General features: G+C 65.8%; 17 protein-coding genes. 8 read left to right on the top strand and 9 right to left on the bottom strand.

The window, feature by feature from the left end; all coding sequences use genetic code 11:
- The 4 genes from P8X75_04760 to P8X75_04775 form a co-directional block, all read left to right on the top strand.
- The coding region (locus P8X75_04760; GenBank protein ID MEJ1994512.1) for a M3 family oligoendopeptidase at positions 1 to 1,745 on the top strand (1,745 nt) is incomplete at its 5' end.
- Positions 1,746 to 1,874: 129 nt separating this feature from the next.
- Positions 1,875 to 2,816, top strand: a complete 942-nt coding sequence (locus P8X75_04765; GenBank protein MEJ1994513.1) for a DMT family transporter — start codon at positions 1,875 to 1,877, stop codon at positions 2,814 to 2,816.
- Between the two features lie 12 nt (positions 2,817 to 2,828).
- Entirely contained in the window at positions 2,829 to 3,776 is a 948-nt protein-coding gene (locus P8X75_04770; protein ID MEJ1994514.1) for a DMT family transporter, read from the top strand.
- A gap of 35 nt (positions 3,777 to 3,811) precedes the next feature.
- Positions 3,812 to 4,603: a ZIP family metal transporter gene (locus tag P8X75_04775; protein ID MEJ1994515.1), complete on the top strand. Its 792-nt coding sequence runs from the start codon at positions 3,812 to 3,814 to the stop codon at positions 4,601 to 4,603.
- 10 nt (positions 4,604 to 4,613) lie between these two features.
- Here P8X75_04775 and P8X75_04780 read toward each other — a convergent pair whose 3' ends face one another.
- Both P8X75_04780 and P8X75_04785 read right to left on the bottom strand, forming a co-directional pair.
- A complete protein-coding gene (locus P8X75_04780) occupies positions 4,614 to 5,078 on the bottom strand; it encodes a DUF3429 domain-containing protein (protein ID MEJ1994516.1) in 465 nt (154 codons plus the stop codon).
- Positions 5,079 to 5,153: 75 nt separating this feature from the next.
- Positions 5,154 to 5,531 carry a YkvA family protein gene (locus tag P8X75_04785; protein ID MEJ1994517.1) on the bottom strand — a complete coding sequence of 126 codons (378 nt, stop codon included), beginning with the start codon at positions 5,529 to 5,531 and terminating at the stop codon, positions 5,154 to 5,156.
- Positions 5,532 to 5,657: 126 nt separating this feature from the next.
- Here P8X75_04785 and P8X75_04790 point away from each other — a divergent pair, with 126 nt between their 5' ends.
- Together P8X75_04790 and P8X75_04795 are read left to right on the top strand one after the other, a co-directional pair.
- The gene (locus P8X75_04790; protein ID MEJ1994518.1) at positions 5,658 to 6,719 is read left to right on the top strand and encodes an aromatic ring-hydroxylating dioxygenase subunit alpha; all 1,062 of its coding nucleotides are present in this window, start codon (positions 5,658 to 5,660) and stop codon (positions 6,717 to 6,719) included.
- Positions 6,720 to 6,759: 40 nt separating this feature from the next.
- Complete coding sequence (locus tag P8X75_04795) at positions 6,760 to 7,518, top strand: SDR family NAD(P)-dependent oxidoreductase (protein MEJ1994519.1); 759 nt, start codon at positions 6,760 to 6,762, stop codon at positions 7,516 to 7,518.
- Positions 7,519 to 7,537: 19 nt separating this feature from the next.
- Here the strand turns inward: P8X75_04795 and P8X75_04800 are convergent, their stop codons facing one another.
- Positions 7,538 to 8,092 (bottom strand): hypothetical protein, encoded by a 555-nt coding sequence (locus P8X75_04800; protein ID MEJ1994520.1) that lies wholly within the window; start codon positions 8,090 to 8,092, stop codon positions 7,538 to 7,540.
- A gap of 247 nt (positions 8,093 to 8,339) precedes the next feature.
- On the opposite strand from P8X75_04800, the gene P8X75_04805 reads away from it, so the two are divergent.
- Complete coding sequence (locus P8X75_04805) at positions 8,340 to 9,215, top strand: cobalamin B12-binding domain-containing protein (GenBank protein ID MEJ1994521.1); 876 nt, start codon at positions 8,340 to 8,342, stop codon at positions 9,213 to 9,215.
- A 54-nt stretch (positions 9,216 to 9,269) separates the two neighbouring features.
- On the opposite strand, the gene P8X75_04810 is transcribed toward P8X75_04805, so the two are convergent.
- From P8X75_04810 to P8X75_04825, 4 genes are all read right to left on the bottom strand, one after another.
- Positions 9,270 to 10,934: a tetratricopeptide repeat protein gene (locus P8X75_04810; GenBank protein ID MEJ1994522.1), complete on the bottom strand. Its 1,665-nt coding sequence runs from the start codon at positions 10,932 to 10,934 to the stop codon at positions 9,270 to 9,272.
- A gap of 81 nt (positions 10,935 to 11,015) precedes the next feature.
- Entirely contained in the window at positions 11,016 to 12,377 is a 1,362-nt protein-coding gene (locus tag P8X75_04815; protein ID MEJ1994523.1) for an NDP-hexose 2,3-dehydratase family protein, read from the bottom strand.
- Positions 12,374 to 13,420 (bottom strand): glycosyltransferase family 2 protein, encoded by a 1,047-nt coding sequence (locus P8X75_04820; GenBank protein MEJ1994524.1) that lies wholly within the window; start codon positions 13,418 to 13,420, stop codon positions 12,374 to 12,376. The genes P8X75_04815 and P8X75_04820 overlap by 4 nt, the downstream gene beginning before the upstream one ends.
- A gap of 88 nt (positions 13,421 to 13,508) precedes the next feature.
- Positions 13,509 to 13,841, bottom strand: a complete 333-nt coding sequence (locus P8X75_04825; protein MEJ1994525.1) for a 4a-hydroxytetrahydrobiopterin dehydratase — start codon at positions 13,839 to 13,841, stop codon at positions 13,509 to 13,511.
- 90 nt (positions 13,842 to 13,931) lie between these two features.
- On the opposite strand from P8X75_04825, the gene P8X75_04830 reads away from it, so the two are divergent.
- The gene (locus tag P8X75_04830) at positions 13,932 to 14,342 is read left to right on the top strand and encodes a metallopeptidase family protein (GenBank protein ID MEJ1994526.1); all 411 of its coding nucleotides are present in this window, start codon (positions 13,932 to 13,934) and stop codon (positions 14,340 to 14,342) included.
- Positions 14,343 to 14,352: 10 nt separating this feature from the next.
- Here the strand turns inward: P8X75_04830 and P8X75_04835 are convergent, their stop codons facing one another.
- Positions 14,353 to 14,964 (bottom strand): uracil-DNA glycosylase family protein, encoded by a 612-nt coding sequence (locus P8X75_04835; protein MEJ1994527.1) that lies wholly within the window; start codon positions 14,962 to 14,964, stop codon positions 14,353 to 14,355.
- A gap of 6 nt (positions 14,965 to 14,970) precedes the next feature.
- The gene (gene cysK / locus P8X75_04840) at positions 14,971 to 15,948 is read right to left on the bottom strand and encodes a cysteine synthase A (GenBank protein ID MEJ1994528.1); all 978 of its coding nucleotides are present in this window, start codon (positions 15,946 to 15,948) and stop codon (positions 14,971 to 14,973) included.
- Positions 15,949 to 15,959 lie beyond the last annotated feature (11 nt).

Below are 15,959 nucleotides of genomic sequence, written 5' to 3' on the forward strand. Positions count from 1 at the left end.
ATGATCTCTATCCGGGCCGCGATTCCGATCTGCTCAAGAGCGATCTCGCCAAGGCGGAAACCGACGCCAAGGCCTTGCGCGCGGATTACGACGGCCGTCTGGCCGGGCTGACCGGCGCGCAGCTGGCCGAAGCCATCGGCCGCTTTGAAGAGGTTGAGGAGTTGCTCGGGCGTCTGATGAGCTACGCCCAGCTGCTCTACAACACCGACCTTTCGAATGCGGAGACCGGGCGCTTCTACCAATTCGTTCAGGAGAAGGTGACGAAGGTCTCCAGCCAGCTGATCTTCTTCACGCTGGAGATCAACGAGATTCCCGAGGCCGACCTCAAAAAGAAATTGGAGGACAAGGATCTGGCGCGCTACGCGCCCTGGCTGCGCGACCGCCGCGCCTTCCGCCCCTATCAGCTTTCCGAGGATCTCGAGCGGCTGCTGCACGAGAAGGACGTATCGGGCCGGGCCGCCTGGACCCGCCTTTTCGACGAGACCATGGCCGCGCTGCGCTTCCCGCTCGACGGCAAGATGGTCACCGAATCCCAGATCCTGAACAAACTGAGCGACAAGGACGAGGCCACCCGCAAGAAGGCCGCGAAGTCGCTTTCCTCCGTGCTGCGCGAAAACCTGCGCCTCTTCGCGCAGGTCACCAACACGCTGGCCAAGGACAAGTCCATCGAAGACGGATGGCGCGGGCATGAACGCCCGGTCTCTTCGCGCAACCTCGCCAACATGGTGGAGGACGAGGTGGTGGACGCGCTGGCCGGGGCGGTGACGGACGCCTTTCCGCGCCTCTCGCACCGCTACTTCCGCCTGAAGGCCAAGTGGTTCGGTAAGGAAAAGCTCGACTACTGGGACCGCAACGCGCCACTGCCCCAGGACATCGACCGCAAGATCCCCTGGAGCGAGGCGGAGAGCCGGGTGCTGGAGGCCTACCGCAGCTTCTCCCCCGATCTGGCGGAGATCGGCAAGCGTTTCTTCGCCGAGCGCTGGATCGACGCCGGGGTGAAACCGGGCAAGTCGTCAGGCGCCTTTTCTCACCCCACGGTCCCCTCGGCCCATCCCTACATCCTGATGAACTATCAGGGGCGCGTGCGCGATGTCATGACCCTGGCCCACGAGTTGGGCCACGGCGTGCATCAGGTGCTGTCCGCGCGGCAGGGTTACCTGATGGCGGACACGCCCCTGACCCTGGCGGAGACGGCGTCGGTCTTTGGGGAGATGCTGACCTTCCAGTCCTTGCTGCGCGAAGAGAAGGATCCGGAGCGCCGCAAGGTGATGCTGGCGGGCAAGGTCGAGGACATGCTGAACACCGTGGTGCGCCAGATCGCCTTCCACAATTTCGAGACCCGGCTCCACGCAGAGCGGCGCGAGGGCGAACTGCTCCCTGAGCAGATCTGCGACCTCTGGATGGAGACCCAGAATGAATCCTTTGGCGAGGCGATCCGCCTGGACGAGGATTACCGGGTCTTCTGGTGCTATATCCCGCACTTCATCCACGTGCCCTTCTATGTCTACGCCTATGCCTTCGGCGACTGTCTGGTGAACTCGCTCTATGCGGTTTACGAGGAGGCCGAAGAGGGCTTCGCGGAGAAGTACCTGGAGATGCTGAAGGCGGGCGGCAGCAAGCGTCACAAGGAACTGCTGGCGCCTTTCGGACTCGATGCGTCGGATCCCGCATTCTGGAACAAGGGCCTCGGGGTCATCGAGGGCATGATCGACGAGCTGGAGCGCCTGGACGCGGAGAGCGCCTAGCGCGCTGCGATCTTCGCGGGACGCCCTACGATCTTCGCGGGACGCCCTGCGACCTTCGCGGAACGCAAGGCACCCTTGCGCCCGCCCTGCTGGCAATGACCGGCGCGCGGCTTTAATCTGACCGCCGGCATGGCACGAGAACCTTCCCCCCTATCGGCGCGCTTCGATGCGCTGACCGGGCCCGTCCAGGGCGCGCTGATGATGACGCTGGGCTGCCTCGGCTTCTCGGCCATGAACATCCTGATCCGCTACGCCTCGGCGGAGCTGGACCCCTTTCAGATCGCCTTCTTCCGCAACCTCTTCGCTTTGGTGCTGATGCTGCCTTGGCTGGCGGAGCATTGGCCGGAGGCCCTGTCGACCAAGCGCTTCAAGCTCCACTTCTGGCGCGCGGCGGTCGGGCTCACCGCCATGCTGCTCTGGTTCTATTCCGTTGCGGTGCTGCCGCTGTCGGAGGCGGTGGCCCTGAACTTCACCGTGCCGCTCTTCGCAACCGCCGGGGCCGCGCTGGTGCTGGGCGAGGTCGTGCGCGCCCGGCGCTGGACCGCGACCGTAATCGGCTTTCTGGGCGTCCTCATCATCATCCGGCCCGGCTTTTCCGAGGTAACCTGGATCATGGCGCTGCCGGTCGTGGCCGCCGCCTTCATGGCTGCTTCCGTGCTGCTGGTGAAGACGCTCTCGGCGACCGAGGCGCCGGTCACCATCGTGCTCTACATGAACCTGCTGCTGACGCCGCTGTCGCTGATCCCCGCGCTCTTCGTCTGGCAGTGGCCGTCGGTCGAAGTCTGGTTGGCGGTGATCGCCACCGGGTTCATCGCGACCGGCGCCCAGATCATGGTGACCCGCGCCTACAAGGTGGCGGACGCCTCGGTCGTGCTGCCCTTCGACTACACGCGCCTGCCCTTCATCGCGGTCATGGCCTGGCTGGTCTTCGGCCAGACGACGGACCTCTGGACCTGGATCGGCGCCGGCGTCATCGCCGCCTCCAGCATCTACATCGCGCATCGTGAATCCCGGATCGCGCGCGAGCGCGTGACGCAACGCGCGGCCTCCGCCGCGCCCCAAGGCCGCTGAGCCGCGGCGCCGATGGATTTCCCGCTCGACCATCGTCCCTTCACCTTGCCGGCCCGCCGGCGCTGGCGGCGCCTTTCGCCCAACGCGCAGGGCGCATGCTGGATGATCCTGGCCGGGACGGGCTTTACCTTGAACGGGCTTCTGGTGAAGACGCTCTCGGCGGGCGGGATGGATCCCTTCCAGACCTCCCTGGCGCGGGTCTTTTTCGCACTGGTGGCTCTGGCGCCCTTCATCTGGCGGGTTGGGCCGGCGGCCTTCAAGACCAACCACCCGGTGATCCACCTGCTGCGCGGCTTCGTTGGCGGCGCGGCCATGCTGTTCGGCTTCTATGGCTTGGCGCACCTTCCGCTCGCCACCGTGACGGCGCTGGGTTTCACCCAACCGCTCTTCACCATCATCCTGGCGGTGCTGATCCTGAGCGAGCCGGTGCGCTGGCGCCGCTGGGCGGCGACGGCGGTCGGTTTTCTGGGCGTCCTGGTGATGCTGCGGCCCGGTTCCGGGAGCTTCGAGCCGGTCTTGCTGGCGCCGCTCGCCATGGCCTTCTGCATCGCGGTCGCCGTGGTGCTGGTCAAGCGCCTTCCGGCCAGTGAGAGCCAGACGGCGATGCTGGTCTACTTCTGCGTCGCCTCCTTCCTGCTGGCCCTCGTCCCGGCGATCCTGCACTGGCGCGACCCGACGCCCCTGGAGTGGCTGCTGCTCGCGGGCGTGGGTGTCCTTGGCATGATTTCCCAGGCCTGCATCCTGCGCGCCTACCGCGCGGGGGAGGCGACCTTCGTGGCCCCCTTCGACTATTCCAAGCTGCTGCTGGCAACCATCGTGGGCTACCTTTTCTTCGCCGAGGTGCCCGATGTCTGGACCTGGGGCGGGGCGGCCATCATCATCGCCAGCACCTACTACATCGTCTGGCGGGAGCGGGTCCGGAAGACCGAACGCAGGCGCCCTGGCGTCCGCCCCTTGTAGTGGCGCGCGGTTCAACGGTTGGATAGGTCCTGACCATGTTCGAAGCCCTCCAGCAATGGCCGGTTCTTGTGACCGGATCGCTCGGCAGCCTCGCCGCGGGCCTCTGCACGGGACTGGGCGCCCTGCCGATACTTTTCGGCCTCGGCCACAAGGTGAAGGGCCAGGCGATGCTGCTCGCGGTGGCGGCGGGCATCATGCTGGGGGCCACGGTCTTCTCGCTGATCCTGCCGGCCATGGAGCGGGTCGAGATCGACCAGGGCGCCGTCACCGCCGCGCTGGTGGTGGGCGCCGGGGTCCTGATCGGCGCGCTGGTGATCTGGCAGATCCACAACCTCGTGCCGCACCAGCATTTCGAGAAGGGCAAGGAGGGCGCGCTCGGCTACTCGCTGGGCCGCAACTGGCTCTTCATCATCGCGATCACGCTGCACAACTTCCCAGAGGGACTTAGCGTCGGCGTCGGTTTCGGAACCGACGATGTCTCCAACGGCCTGTCGATCATGATCGGCATCGGCCTACAGAACATGCCGGAGGGTCTGGCGGTGGCCGCCGCCCTGGTCTCGGAGGGTTTCACGCGACGCTACGCCTTCCTGGTCGCGCTGCTGACCGGCCTGGTGGAGCCGGTCGGCGGCATCATCGGCGCAGCGGCGGTTAGTTTTGGAGATGCCGTGCTGCCCTGGGCGCTGGCGAGTTCGGCGGGCGCCATGCTCTACGTGATCTCCGGCGAGGTGATCCCCGAAACTCACCGGGAGGGGCGGGAAAGCCGGGCCACCCTGGCGCTGGTCGCGGGCTTCGTCGTGATGATGTTCCTGGACGTCACGCTGGGCTGAGCGCTCGCCTTTAGATCCCGAAGGCGAAGGCGGCGAGGGCTGCCAGCGAGGCGAGCGCACCCAGCGTCAGCGGCAGGCGAAGGCTCATGTACCATGCGGGTACGAGACCGGCCTCCGCGCCGCGCTTTTCCACGATATAGGTGATGAGGAAGCCGGCCATCAGCGTCAGCACCGCAACCTGGGGCACCATCAGCAGCGCCAGCCAGGCGATGAGGCAGGGCAGGACGGAAAGCCAGGCCCGCTGCGGGGTCATTCCCGTCTTCGCGCCTTGCGTTCCGTATCCGGCCAGCGCCAGTCCCCAGTGGGCCGCGCCCAGGAAGCTGAGGATCACGGCGGCGTAGGCGACGCCCGCCTGGGCCGCCTGGAAGCGTTCCGGGTCGGGCAGCAGATAGGCGCCGAGCGGAGCGGCGGCGAAGGGGATGAGACCGGCGAAGCCGATCTGGCGGGCGGGCAGGGGGACTTCGTTCAAAGACATGATGGGCGGCTCGTCTGTTCAGGTTGGCGTCTGAGGAGGAGATAGCGCCCGGGGAGCCGCGCGGCCAGAGCGGCGTTACCCCTCGATCACGTCATCGCCGCTGATACGCCGCAGGGTCTCGCGGGCCTTGGCGAAGTGTGTCGGGGTCACGTGTCCGCTGATGGTTTTCCAGGCGGCGTAGAAGACCGCGGCATCGTCGCCGAAGCCGAGCCCGGCGATGATGTCGGGCACCATGTCGGTGGGCAGGACGAAGTAGGCGAGCGCGCCCATGATGATGGCCTTCACCTGGAAGGGCGTCTTGGGGTCCACGGCGCAGTAATAGGAGGCCACGGCGTCCTCGATGAAGGGCACCCGGCCGATGAACTTCCGGACCTTGGGCCAGAAGCCCTGCTCGACCCGTTCGGCATCGCGCTCGTAGCGCTCCAGCTTTTTATCCTCTTCCTGATCGGTCATGGCCTAAAGCATATGGGACCGAGGGCGTCCGGCTTCTAGGGCCTGACAAAGTCACGGGGCTCTGATAGACAAACCTTCGAACCGTGGCCGGGTTCCGGCCCGCTCAATCCGGGGGACAGGAAAGGCATGCTGCAGGCAGGCGGCGCAAAGCTCCTCAAGGACTTCTGGTACCTTGCGCTGGCCGATTCCGGACGCAAGCTGAAGCCGGGCGCCATGACCGCCGCCAAGGTCATGGGCGAACCGCTGGTCTTCTGCCGCCGGGACGACGGCGAGGTCTTCGTCCTGCGGGATATCTGCCCGCACCGCGGCATCCCGCTTTCCTACGGACGCTTCGACGGACGCGAGGTGCAGTGCAGCTACCACGGCTGGCGCTTCGACGGGCAGGGGCAGTGCACGCTGATCCCCTCGCTGGTGGAGGAGCAGAAACTGGACCTGACGCGCGTCTGCACCAAGGCTTTCCAGGCCAAGGAGATCCAAGGCAACGTCTGGGTCCGCTTTTCCGATAGTCCCGAGGACGAGGGGCCGGGCGTCCCGCCGCCGCCGGAGCTGCCCGACGTCGGTGCGGGCGGGCCGGGTGTGCTGGTATCCCAGACCTTTCCCTGTTCCATGGATCACGCGGCCTTCGGCTTGATGGACCCGACCCACGCAGCCTTCGTCCATACCTCCTGGTGGTGGAAGCAGGGCGCCACGACGCTGCGCCGCAAGGAGAAGCACTTCGAGCCCGCGCCCTACGGCTGGCGCATGAAGCGTCACACGCTGCCCAGCGAGAACCGGGTCTACAAGCTGCTGGGCGAGGGCGTCACCACCGAGATCAGCTACAGCCTGCCGGGCCTGCGCATCGAGCATGTGCGTGGCTCGAAGCATGCCGTGGTGAACCTGACGGCGATCACGCCGGTCACCGAGACCGAGACGGTGGTCCACAACATGCTCTATTGGACCATGGACTGGCTGAAGCCCTTCAGCCCGGTCATCCGCAAGCTGGCGGACATCTTCCTGACCCAGGACCGGGTCGTGGTGGTGCGCCAGCAGGAGGGTTTGGCCTACGATCCCGCGCTGATCCTGGTGGACGACGCCGACAAGCAGGCCAAGTGGTTCAACCGCGTGAAGAAAGAATGGATGCGCGCCCGCGAGGAGGGCCGCGCCTTTGAAAACCCGGTCAAGGAGGAGACGCTGCGCTGGCGCAGCTGACCCCTTTGGCCTTCGTATTTGATAGCGAGGAGACACGACCATGGACGTAAAGGGACTTGCAGCGATCGTGACGGGCGGCGGCTCGGGTCTGGGGGCGGAGACGGCGCGCCATCTGGCGGCCGCGGGCGCCAAGGTGACCGTTCTGGACCTCAATCAGGAGGCGGTGGACGCCGTCGCCAAGGAGATCGGCGGCCTGGGCCTCGTCTGCGACGTCTCTTCGGCCGCCGACGCCGAAGCCGCCGTCGCCAAAGCGCGCGAGGCGCATGGCCCCTGCCGGATCGTGGTGAACTGCGCTGGCATCGCGCCCGCCAAACGCATCGTGGGCCGTGACGGCCCCATGCCGCTGGAAGCCTTCGAGAAGGTCATCCAGGTCAACCTGATCGGCAGCTTCAATCTGCTGCGTCTCGGCGCCGCCGACATGCTGGCCGCGGATCCGATCAACGAGGACGGCGAGCGCGGCGTGATCATTTCCACGGCCTCCATCGCCGCCGTCGAGGGCCAGTTGGGCCAGGTCGCCTATTCCGCCTCCAAGGCCGGGATCATGGGCATGATGCTGCCCGCGGCGCGCGAGTTCGCGAAGAACGGCGTGCGCGTCCTGACCATCGCGCCGGGCCTGATCGGAACGCCGCTGCTCTTGAACATGCCGCAGGAGGTGCAGGACAACCTCGCCAGCCAGGTGCCCTTCCCGCACCGCTTCGGCCATTCCAGCGAATTCGCAAAGCTGGTGATGCACATCTGCGAGAACACCATGCTGAACGCCGACACCATCCGCCTGGACGGTGCGATGCGCATGCAGTGACGGCCAGAGCCGGGCGGCCCTAAGCGATCTTCACGACCCTGTCGCCCAGCGAGACCCTGCCGTCCTCGACCACGCGGGCGTAGATGCCGCGCAGCTTCAGTTTCCGGCCTTCGCCGGAATTCACGAAAAGGCAGGCATCGCGCCCGTAGCGTTCGATGAAGGCCGAACAGCCGTTGTGGGGCACGGCCGTGATCTCGATGACGGCGCTGCCGATCCGAAGGCGCTGGCCCGGCGGCAGGTTCCCCGGCGTTAAGTCCATGTCGATGAAGAGGTTGTCGCCGGCGGGCGCCCAGTTGCTGCGTTCCTGGGCGACCAGGGCGATGCAGCGGGCGTTCATGATGCAGATCTGAACGTCCGGGTCCGGACTTCCATCCTCCAGGGACTTCCAGCAGCCCTTGGCCCAGTGGTCGCCCTCCAGTCCGCCCGCGCTGGAAATCGCGACGCTCTCGGGCTCCAGGCGCTCGCCTTTCGCGGGGCGGACGACGATGCCCTCCAGAACTCCCTCGTCGGAGGGGGAATTGAGGATCTGCGGCAGGCCGGCCTGCAGTTCGGCGAGGTCTAGGTGTCTTGGCATGATGATTCTCTGAGCCTTTTCAGCCGCTTGGTAGAGTTTAAGTTCCAGTTCTAGCGCGCGGTTATCCGCGACGCCAGTCGTTCTTATCCACGCCTATTTCACGCAGAATTACCGAGTCTGCTTTACAGACCCATTATTCTTTCGTGTATGATTTCCTTTCAGTCGCGGTGCAAGCAACGAATTCCCGCAAGTTTCCGGTGCTTTGAAACCAGGAGACAGTCGTTGCGGCACGGCAGGGAGGGCGCGCATGTCGCACGATAGGCCGGAACCTAGTTCCAAGGCCGACTACGCTTCTTCCTTTCTCGGCCCGGAGAGCTTGGGTGGCTTGGGAGAGGATGAGGTACGAAGCCTCGCTGGCGTCATTGAACGCAGCGTAATTCCGGAACTCGTCAAAGCTCAGGAACGCCACTACGGACGCCTCGGCGTGAAGGCCGACCCGTCGGAGTACGAAGCTCTCCTGACCGAGGCCTACCCCAAGGCCTTGAAACTCTTCTGCAACTATCAGCTCGAGGAATCCCGCAAGCTGATCCTCGGCCTCTTGAAGGCCGGTGTGCCGGTTCAGTTCATCTACCTGAACCTGCTGGCGCCGGTCGCTCAGGAAGTGGGCCGCATGTGGGAAGACGACCGCATGGACTTCTTCGGCGTCACCCAGGCGCTGGGCGCGTTGCAGTTGGTTCTGCACCAGATTGGCGACCACAGCGTCGCCGAACCTCAGGGCTACGACCAGACCCGCCGCATCGCGATTGCCCGCGCGCCCGGCGAACAGCATTTCTTCGGTGTCATCGTGGTGCGGGAGTTCTTCCGCCTCGGCGGCTGGGACGTGCACGGCGGGATCGAGATGGAGGTCGGCAACGAGCTTCTGGAGATGATCGAAAAGCAGTGGTTCCCGCTCATCGGCATCTCCGTCGGTGCGGAGACTCAGGTCCAGAAGGTCGCCAAGGCGATCCCCGCGATCCGCGAAGCCTCGAAGAACCGCCGCATCGGCGTTCTGATCGGCGGCCCTGCTTTCCTGTCCAACCCGACCCTGGTCGATGCGGTCGGCGGCGACGCAACGGCCAAGAACGCCGAACAGGCTCTAGAGGCGGCCGAGGAGCTGCTGGCCAAGGCCTTCGACAAGTCCTAGGCGCCGTCATCCCGGATCAAACGAACGCCCCGGCAGGCGTCGCGCCGCGCCGCTCTATTCCGCGGCCTGGGCCGCGCGTGCGCAGAAGCAAGACGCCTTGACCGGCACGTCGGCGCGCGCGGCGGCGAGGTCCAGGCGCTGCTTGATCAGCCTCGCCTCCATGCTAGCTGTGTCTCCCCGCGCTTCCAGGCACTGGTGCAGGCCGCGCAGGCTCCAGACGTTGTCGGGGTGCACGGTCGCTCGGCTCAGCTTTCCGCCGAGGCCCAGGTCCTCGCGGTAGACGGCCTCCGCCTCCTCGACCCGGCCTTGTTCGAAGAGCAGCGCGCCCAAGGCGTGGCGGGTCGGCTGGATCCAGCCCCAGGGCTCGTCGTAGGGCAGGGCGTCGTCCAACTCCACCGAACGGCGCAGGTGAGCGAAGGCGGCGTCGAAGTTGCCTTTCCTGTACTCGATCTCGCCGTCGAGCATCGCCTCGGCGATCTTCAGCAGGTCCTGGCAAGTGTTGTTGTGGAGCAGCCGGCTCTCCGGCACGCGTTTCTGGGCGGCGAGGAAGAGCGCCTTCTCCTGCTCGGCCTCGGGCACCTCGCCCAGCGCCGCATGCGCGACCCCCTTGGCGTAGTGGATCATGGCCGTGGTGACGCAGTAGAGCTCCGGGTCCTCGGGCAGCGCCTGCTGCGTGATCTCGCGCCATTTCCCGAAGCGGATCAGCACATGCTGCTTCATGGGGATATAGCCCTCGATGAAGTCCGCCATGGGCGGAGACGCCAGGCGGATAAGCTCCTCCGGCGTGGTCTCGATCAGTTCCTCGGCGGCGGCCAGGGCCGGTTCGAGCTGGCCCAGGAACATCGCTCCATAGATGGCGAAATGGTAGTTGTGGGTGCGGTAGGACGAATAGAGGTTCATGTAGCCGTCGCGCTCCAGGAACTTGCGGTCGGCGACGATGGCGTCCTGGTTGGAGACGAGGACGTCGTGATAGTGGCCGCAGAGGATGTCGATGTGGGTCGGCATGTGGATCAGGTGACCGGCGTCGGGCACCAGGGTCCTGAGCTTGTCGCCCGCCTTCAGCGCCAGTTCCGGGAAGGGCGACATCTCCATCAGGTGGACGTAGAGATGCAGGATGCCGGGATGCTCCATGGCGCCTGGCAGTTCGGCCATGGCGCGCTCCAGCACGTGGCGCGCCTCTTCGGTGCCTGCGCCCTCTGCCACGCCCCCCGTCTTCAAGTCCCACATCTGCCAGGGGGTCCGGTTCATGATCGCTTCTACGAAGACCGTGGCGATCTCCAGGTCATCCGGATGCGCCTCGTAGGCCAGACGCATGGCGTCGGTGAAGTCGTCGTTCCAGGAGGATTGATCCTCTATCGGCGTGCGTTCGGGATAGCGCGCGGGAAGGGCAGCGATCAAGGCCTGCTCGGCGGGCGAGGCGGGGGCGGCCAGTTCGCAGGCTCTGCGCGCCGCGTCGTACGCGGCCGCCAGCGCTTCGGCCTTGCCCTCCGGGTCGAAGAGTTCCCAGGGCATGTTGTAATTGGGGCCGATGGCATAGGCGACGCCCCAATGAGCGATGGCGCAGTCCGGGTCGTGCTCCAACGCCTTCTTGAAACAGTTGACCGCCTCTTCGTGGTTATAGGCGAAGGTCCAGTTCAGCCCCCGGTCGAACCAGAGTTGGGCTTCGGGCGAAGAGGTGGTGATGCCCCGCGAATAGCGGCCGAGATCGTAGTACTCCATGGTCCGGTCTCCCATCTTCCAAGACCGGAAAGGTTACTAGAAAGCCGTGACGCTTTGTAAGACTCCTTTGCGGCGGGCGGTCTAGAGAAGGCTGAGCAGGACCGAGAGGGCGGAGCGCGCCTCGTTGGTGAAAACCCCAGGCCGTCGGCAGAGCGCCTCGACTTGAGCGAGGTTCAACCAGACAAGCTGTTCCGCCTCCTGGGGCAGCGAGTGATCTCGCAGATCGTGCAGCTGGTAGATCCCGATGGCGTTGAAGAAACGCCCGCCCTCATCCGACTGGATCACCTCCAGTTCGGCTTTGCGCCCTTCTAGAAGCTCACCCAATCCGGGGCGCGGCGTATCGCTTTGAAGGCTGACGCCAAGCTGCACCAGGGGGCCGAACCCCGGCTCTGAGCGCCAGGAGAAGCCGAGAACGGGCAGGCCCCGACGCTCCCACAGAAGCAGCGCGAAGGTCGGGCGTTCCTCGCAGAACAGGAAAGGCTGATCCCACTGCTCAACCTCGCGCCCGGGGGCCTCGACTCTGAAGAAGCCATAGCCCAGCGAGTCCGGGCCCTTATCGCTCTGCGGCGGCCGGTCGCCCCAGGCTTCGCGCCAACCGGGCAGGGCCTCCAGCGGAACCTTCTGGAGCTCCGGAGCACCCTCGTCACGGAGCGCCTGCAACCGGTCCAGGACTCGGTCGAGTTCTCCATCCGCCAATCGCGACGCGCCCTGCGCATGGGAGCGGGCGAGAGCGTCTCGCAGCGACCGGAGGCCGCTGTCACTCTCCGCTGCAAAGCCGTCTGTTGCGGCGAAGGGCTGACGCCCCTCGGCCAAGTCCCGCCAGGGCGCCGATACAAGGACGGAGCGGGCATCGGTGTTGACCGAAAAGTCCTGGGCGAGCGCGGCCCGCAGCTCGCCCGCGGGAAACCACCGCCAGGCTTCATCCTCCGGTTCGACGGGTTCTTGCAAGGTCACGACGGCGTTGCCGTTGTACTTCTTGATGAACCGCGTGCCCTGCTCCGATTGAAGAATGCCCGCAAAGCCGTCGTTCTGGCCGGTGGAGGGCCGATCGGTCCGGAAAAGATCGAGGTAGCGGGTCGCCGCACCCTTGTGCAGGCGCAGGTAGTTGCTTCTGGTGGCCTGGACGCTGGGGCCCACCTGTACCCAATGGATCGACCCCGGCTCGGATTTTCCCTGCAACAGGTAGCGCGCGCCCCCGGCATCCTCGTGGCGAAGGAAGCCCAGCAGCCCAATCTCGGGCTGCCGGATCATGGGCGCTGTCCAGCGGTCGAAGGCTGAGCCCTCCCGCGCGACCCTGACGCCTTCGATGCTGAAGAATCCGCCGCTGCGATGCCGGACGACACCATCGTCCCACAGCCATTCCCGTGACTGGCTGAGAGGGATCCTCTCAACCCGCCCCTTGCGGGCCTCGCGCAGCCGCTCCAGCCACTCCGCCAGGGTCATGCGCGCCCCCAGGGCAGCGATGCCCGCGCTTCGGCCAACATCGCTTCCAGATCTGGCGGCGCGGGCATGTCTTCACCTGTGCGCTGTTGAAGTATGTTTCTGATGCTGCCGCCTTTCACGGTGCCGGCCTCGTCCCGGCTGACCTCGAAGAGATCCTCGCCCGTCTCCAAGAAGTGGTCGCGCATCTGGGCCGTGACCCGCTCGCCAAGCTTCGCGTGGACCCGCTTGGGCAGGGGAGGCGCTTCGTAAGGGTCACGGGGAACCCACCCCAGGCTGAGGCAGCCCTTGAAGCTCTCCTCCAGATGAAGCCGGAACGCTTCGCATCCGAGCTTGCGAAGTCTGCGCGATGCGCGCCAGAGGCCGAGCGGAAGCTCCTTGTAGTACTGCCTGCGAGGCAGAAGCCGGGGACGGCAGTTGTCCTTCACGACGGTAAAGGTCTGATCGTCGCAGTGCTTCAGCCCTTCGCGGGCCGCCCGATTGAGCCAGTCGATGAGCGGTAAACGGTGGATTTCGCTGGAATGGCGGAAGGGGCCGACACGCTGAGCCGCCTCCTTGCGCAGAATCCAGGCGCTGATGGGCTCGAACAGGAAGGGGGCGGCGAGAAAGGCCTCCTCGATGCGCCGGGACTGGGCCGAGCGCTCGATCACGTGATAGTCGAAGAGCGTTTGCGGGTCTTGAGCGATAAAGGCCGTGCCGCCGGTATGGAAGTCGGCCTTCTCGCGCTCCAGCGCAGCGAGGCCGCGTTCCAGAAAGTCGGGCAACCAGAGATCGTCGTGGTTCAGGAAGCAGACATAGGGTGTCTCCGCGAGAAGCAGCCCGACCGAGTTCGGCCCGGACTGCTCGCCAAAGCGCCCTGAGAGGTTGACGTAGTGGATGCGCGGGTCGCGAAAACCCCTGACGCAGCGCCCAGTGGAGCGGGAGCAGGCGTCTCCGACAACCAGCAGGCGCCAGTCGTCCCGGGTCTGTCCCAGGACCCCTTCGATGGCCAGGCGCAGCGCCCAGGGCCGGTTGTAGGTTGATAGAACGATGGTGACTTGGCTCACGCCCGCCGCTTTGCCTTCTTGGATCGTGGACTTGTCTGTTCCGTCCCGCTGGAGTAGAACCCGGCTCGCTCCGGTTTGGCTGGAGGCGTCAACGCGCCGCTTCCCGCTCGATCTTCTGGGCTAGCTTGATATCCAACGGGGTAAGACCATCTGCATCGTGAGTCGTCAGAGTGATGGTCACTTGATTGTAGACGTTGGACCATTCGGGATGATGGTTCATCTTTTCGGCATGGAGCGCCACGCGGGTCATGAACCCGAAGGCCTCTATGAAGGATTTGAACTTGAAGGTCTTGGCGATGGCGTCGCGGTCGGAAACCGTTTCCCAGCCCGCCAGATCGGAGAGCGCGGCCTGACGATCCGCGCTTGAGAGTTTCTCGGCCATGTCCGGTTGCTCCTTGTTTGCGGGGTTTTCGCTTCTCAGGGGGGCTAGACTGGGACCACCGGCCCGCGAGGGTCAAGCGGCGGACCCAGGCTGGAGGCCCGGACTGGAAGAAAGAAGGAGAAGGTGGCCATGGCCTACGCTGCAGGAAGGCGCTTCACGACGCCCCCGACGCTGGCGGACATCGAGTCCATGGCGCGGGAGGCCTATGCCTCGATTCCGGCGTTCCTGCGCCGTCACTGCGATGGGGTCGTGATCCGCGTCGTGGACTTCCCAGACGACGATATTCTGGAGGCCATGGACTGCGAGACCCCCTTCGACCTGCTGGGTCTCTATCAGGGTGTAGACCTGATCCGCCGCTCGGTGAGCGATCAGGCGGAGGACCTGGATATCGTCTACCTCTACCGCCGCCCGATCCTCGACTACTGGTGCGACATGGAGGAAGACCTGATGCATGTCGTGCGCCACGTGCTGATCCACGAGATTGGGCACCACTTCGGCTATTCCGACGACGATATGGACCGGATCGAAGCCCAGGCTTGAGCCATTTGGCTCAAGAGCGGGCGCTCTTGAGGATCGAGGTGACCCGCGCGCGCAGCACGGGCAGCAGGTCCCGCTCGAACCAGGGATTCTTCTTCATCCAGGCCGTGTTGCGCCAGGAGGGGTGCGGCAGCGGTATGACCCGCGTGCCATAAGCCGCGAAGTTGCGCACCGTCTCGGTCAGCGTCTTGGCCTTCACCTCGGCGAGATAGCGGCCCTGGGCGTACTGCCCGACAAGCAGGGTCAGGCGGACATTCGGCAGGCTGTCGAGCAGGGGCGGGTGCCAGGTCGGCGCGCATTCCGGTCGCGGCGGGGCGTCGCCGCCGCGCGGCAGGCGGCCGGGATAGCAAAAGCCCATGGGCAGGATCGCTATCTTGGTCTCGTCGTAGAAGGTCTCTGGCGTCACTCCCATCCAGTCGCGCAGGCGCTCTCCGGAGGCGTCGTTCCAGGGAACGCCGCTCTCGTGCACCTTCGTTCCGGGCGCCTGTCCGATGATCAAAAGCCGGGACGAGGGGGCGGCGCGCAAGACGGGGCGGGGGCCCAGCGGCAGATGCGCCGCGCAGATGTCGCAGGCGCGCGCCTCACGCAACAGAGTGTCCAGCGGTTTAGGGGCGTCATCGCCCATCGGCTCTTACAGACCCTCAAAGAGATCGGTCGAGAGGTACCTGTCCGCGGCGGAAGGCAGCACGACCACGATGCGCTTACCCTTCATGTCCGGGCCTTCTCCCAGTTCGAGCGCCGCCGCCAGGGCCGCGCCTGAGGAGATGCCGACCGGCATGCCTTCCAGGGCGGCCGCCTCGCGCGCCATGGCGAAGGCGCGCTCGTTCGAGACCGCGATCACCTGATCGATCACCTTCGGATCGAGGTTTTCCGGCAGGAAACCGGCGCCTATTCCCTGGATCTTGTGCGGGCCGGGTTCGCCGCCGGATATCACGGCGCTGTCCTCGGGCTCGACGGCGACGATCTTCACCCTTGGCAGGGCTTTCTTCAGCACCTGCCCGACCCCGGTCAGGGTGCCGCCGGTGCCGACGCCGCCCATGAAGACATCGAGCTCGCCGCTGCAGTCTATCAACACTTCCTGCGCCGTGGTTCTCCTGTGGACTTCCGGGTTCGCGGGGTTGGAGAACTGCTGGGGCATGACGGCGTCCGGCAGCTCGTCCAGCAGTTCGTTCGCCCGCGCAATGGCGCCGCGCATGCCCTTGGCGCCTTCGGTCAATTCCAGCTCCGCGCCCAGCAGCCGCAGCATCTTGCGGCGTTCCACCGACATGGTCTCGGGCATGGTGAGGATCAGCCGGTAGCCCTTGGCCGCGGCCACGAAGGCGAGCGCGATGCCGGTGTTGCCGGAGGTCGGCTCAATCAGGACGGTCTTGCCGGGGGTCAGGCGTCCGTCGGCCTCCATCGCCTCGATCATGGCGAGCCCGATCCGGTCCTTGACCGAGGACAGCGGGTTGAAGAACTCGCACTTGGCGAGGATCTCCGCCTCCACGCCGTGGGCATCCGCCAACTTGGAAAGACGCACCAAGGGGGTGGCGCCGACGGTCTCCAGAATGGACCCGAAGATGCGGCCTCTGGCTTCGGCTTTCGCCCGGCTCTTCTCGCTGCTTGGCATGCTGTCCTCGC

It is taken from the genome of Limibacillus sp. (genome assembly GCA_037379885.1).
Taxonomy (GTDB): domain Bacteria; phylum Pseudomonadota; class Alphaproteobacteria; order Kiloniellales; family CECT-8803; genus JARRJC01.

Excerpts from the sequence above, each read along its gene's own strand:
- P8X75_04765 (MEJ1994513.1), top strand. The coding sequence starts at position 1,875 with ATGGCACGAGAACCTTCCCCCCTATCGGCGCGCTTCGATGCGCTGACC.
- P8X75_04770 (MEJ1994514.1), top strand. The coding sequence starts at position 2,829 with ATGGATTTCCCGCTCGACCATCGTCCCTTCACCTTGCCGGCCCGCCGG.
- P8X75_04775 (MEJ1994515.1), top strand. The coding sequence starts at position 3,812 with ATGTTCGAAGCCCTCCAGCAATGGCCGGTTCTTGTGACCGGATCGCTC.
- P8X75_04780 (MEJ1994516.1), bottom strand. The coding sequence starts at position 5,078 with ATGTCTTTGAACGAAGTCCCCCTGCCCGCCCGCCAGATCGGCTTCGCC.
- P8X75_04785 (MEJ1994517.1), bottom strand. The coding sequence starts at position 5,531 with ATGACCGATCAGGAAGAGGATAAAAAGCTGGAGCGCTACGAGCGCGAT.
- P8X75_04790 (MEJ1994518.1), top strand. The coding sequence starts at position 5,658 with ATGCTGCAGGCAGGCGGCGCAAAGCTCCTCAAGGACTTCTGGTACCTT.
- P8X75_04795 (MEJ1994519.1), top strand. The coding sequence starts at position 6,760 with ATGGACGTAAAGGGACTTGCAGCGATCGTGACGGGCGGCGGCTCGGGT.
- P8X75_04800 (MEJ1994520.1), bottom strand. The coding sequence starts at position 8,092 with ATGCCAAGACACCTAGACCTCGCCGAACTGCAGGCCGGCCTGCCGCAG.
- P8X75_04805 (MEJ1994521.1), top strand. The coding sequence starts at position 8,340 with ATGTCGCACGATAGGCCGGAACCTAGTTCCAAGGCCGACTACGCTTCT.
- P8X75_04810 (MEJ1994522.1), bottom strand. The coding sequence starts at position 10,934 with ATGGAGTACTACGATCTCGGCCGCTATTCGCGGGGCATCACCACCTCT.
- P8X75_04815 (MEJ1994523.1), bottom strand. The coding sequence starts at position 12,377 with ATGACCCTGGCGGAGTGGCTGGAGCGGCTGCGCGAGGCCCGCAAGGGG.
- P8X75_04830 (MEJ1994526.1), top strand. The coding sequence starts at position 13,932 with ATGGCCTACGCTGCAGGAAGGCGCTTCACGACGCCCCCGACGCTGGCG.
- P8X75_04835 (MEJ1994527.1), bottom strand. The coding sequence starts at position 14,964 with ATGGGCGATGACGCCCCTAAACCGCTGGACACTCTGTTGCGTGAGGCG.
- cysK (MEJ1994528.1), bottom strand. The coding sequence starts at position 15,948 with ATGCCAAGCAGCGAGAAGAGCCGGGCGAAAGCCGAAGCCAGAGGCCGC.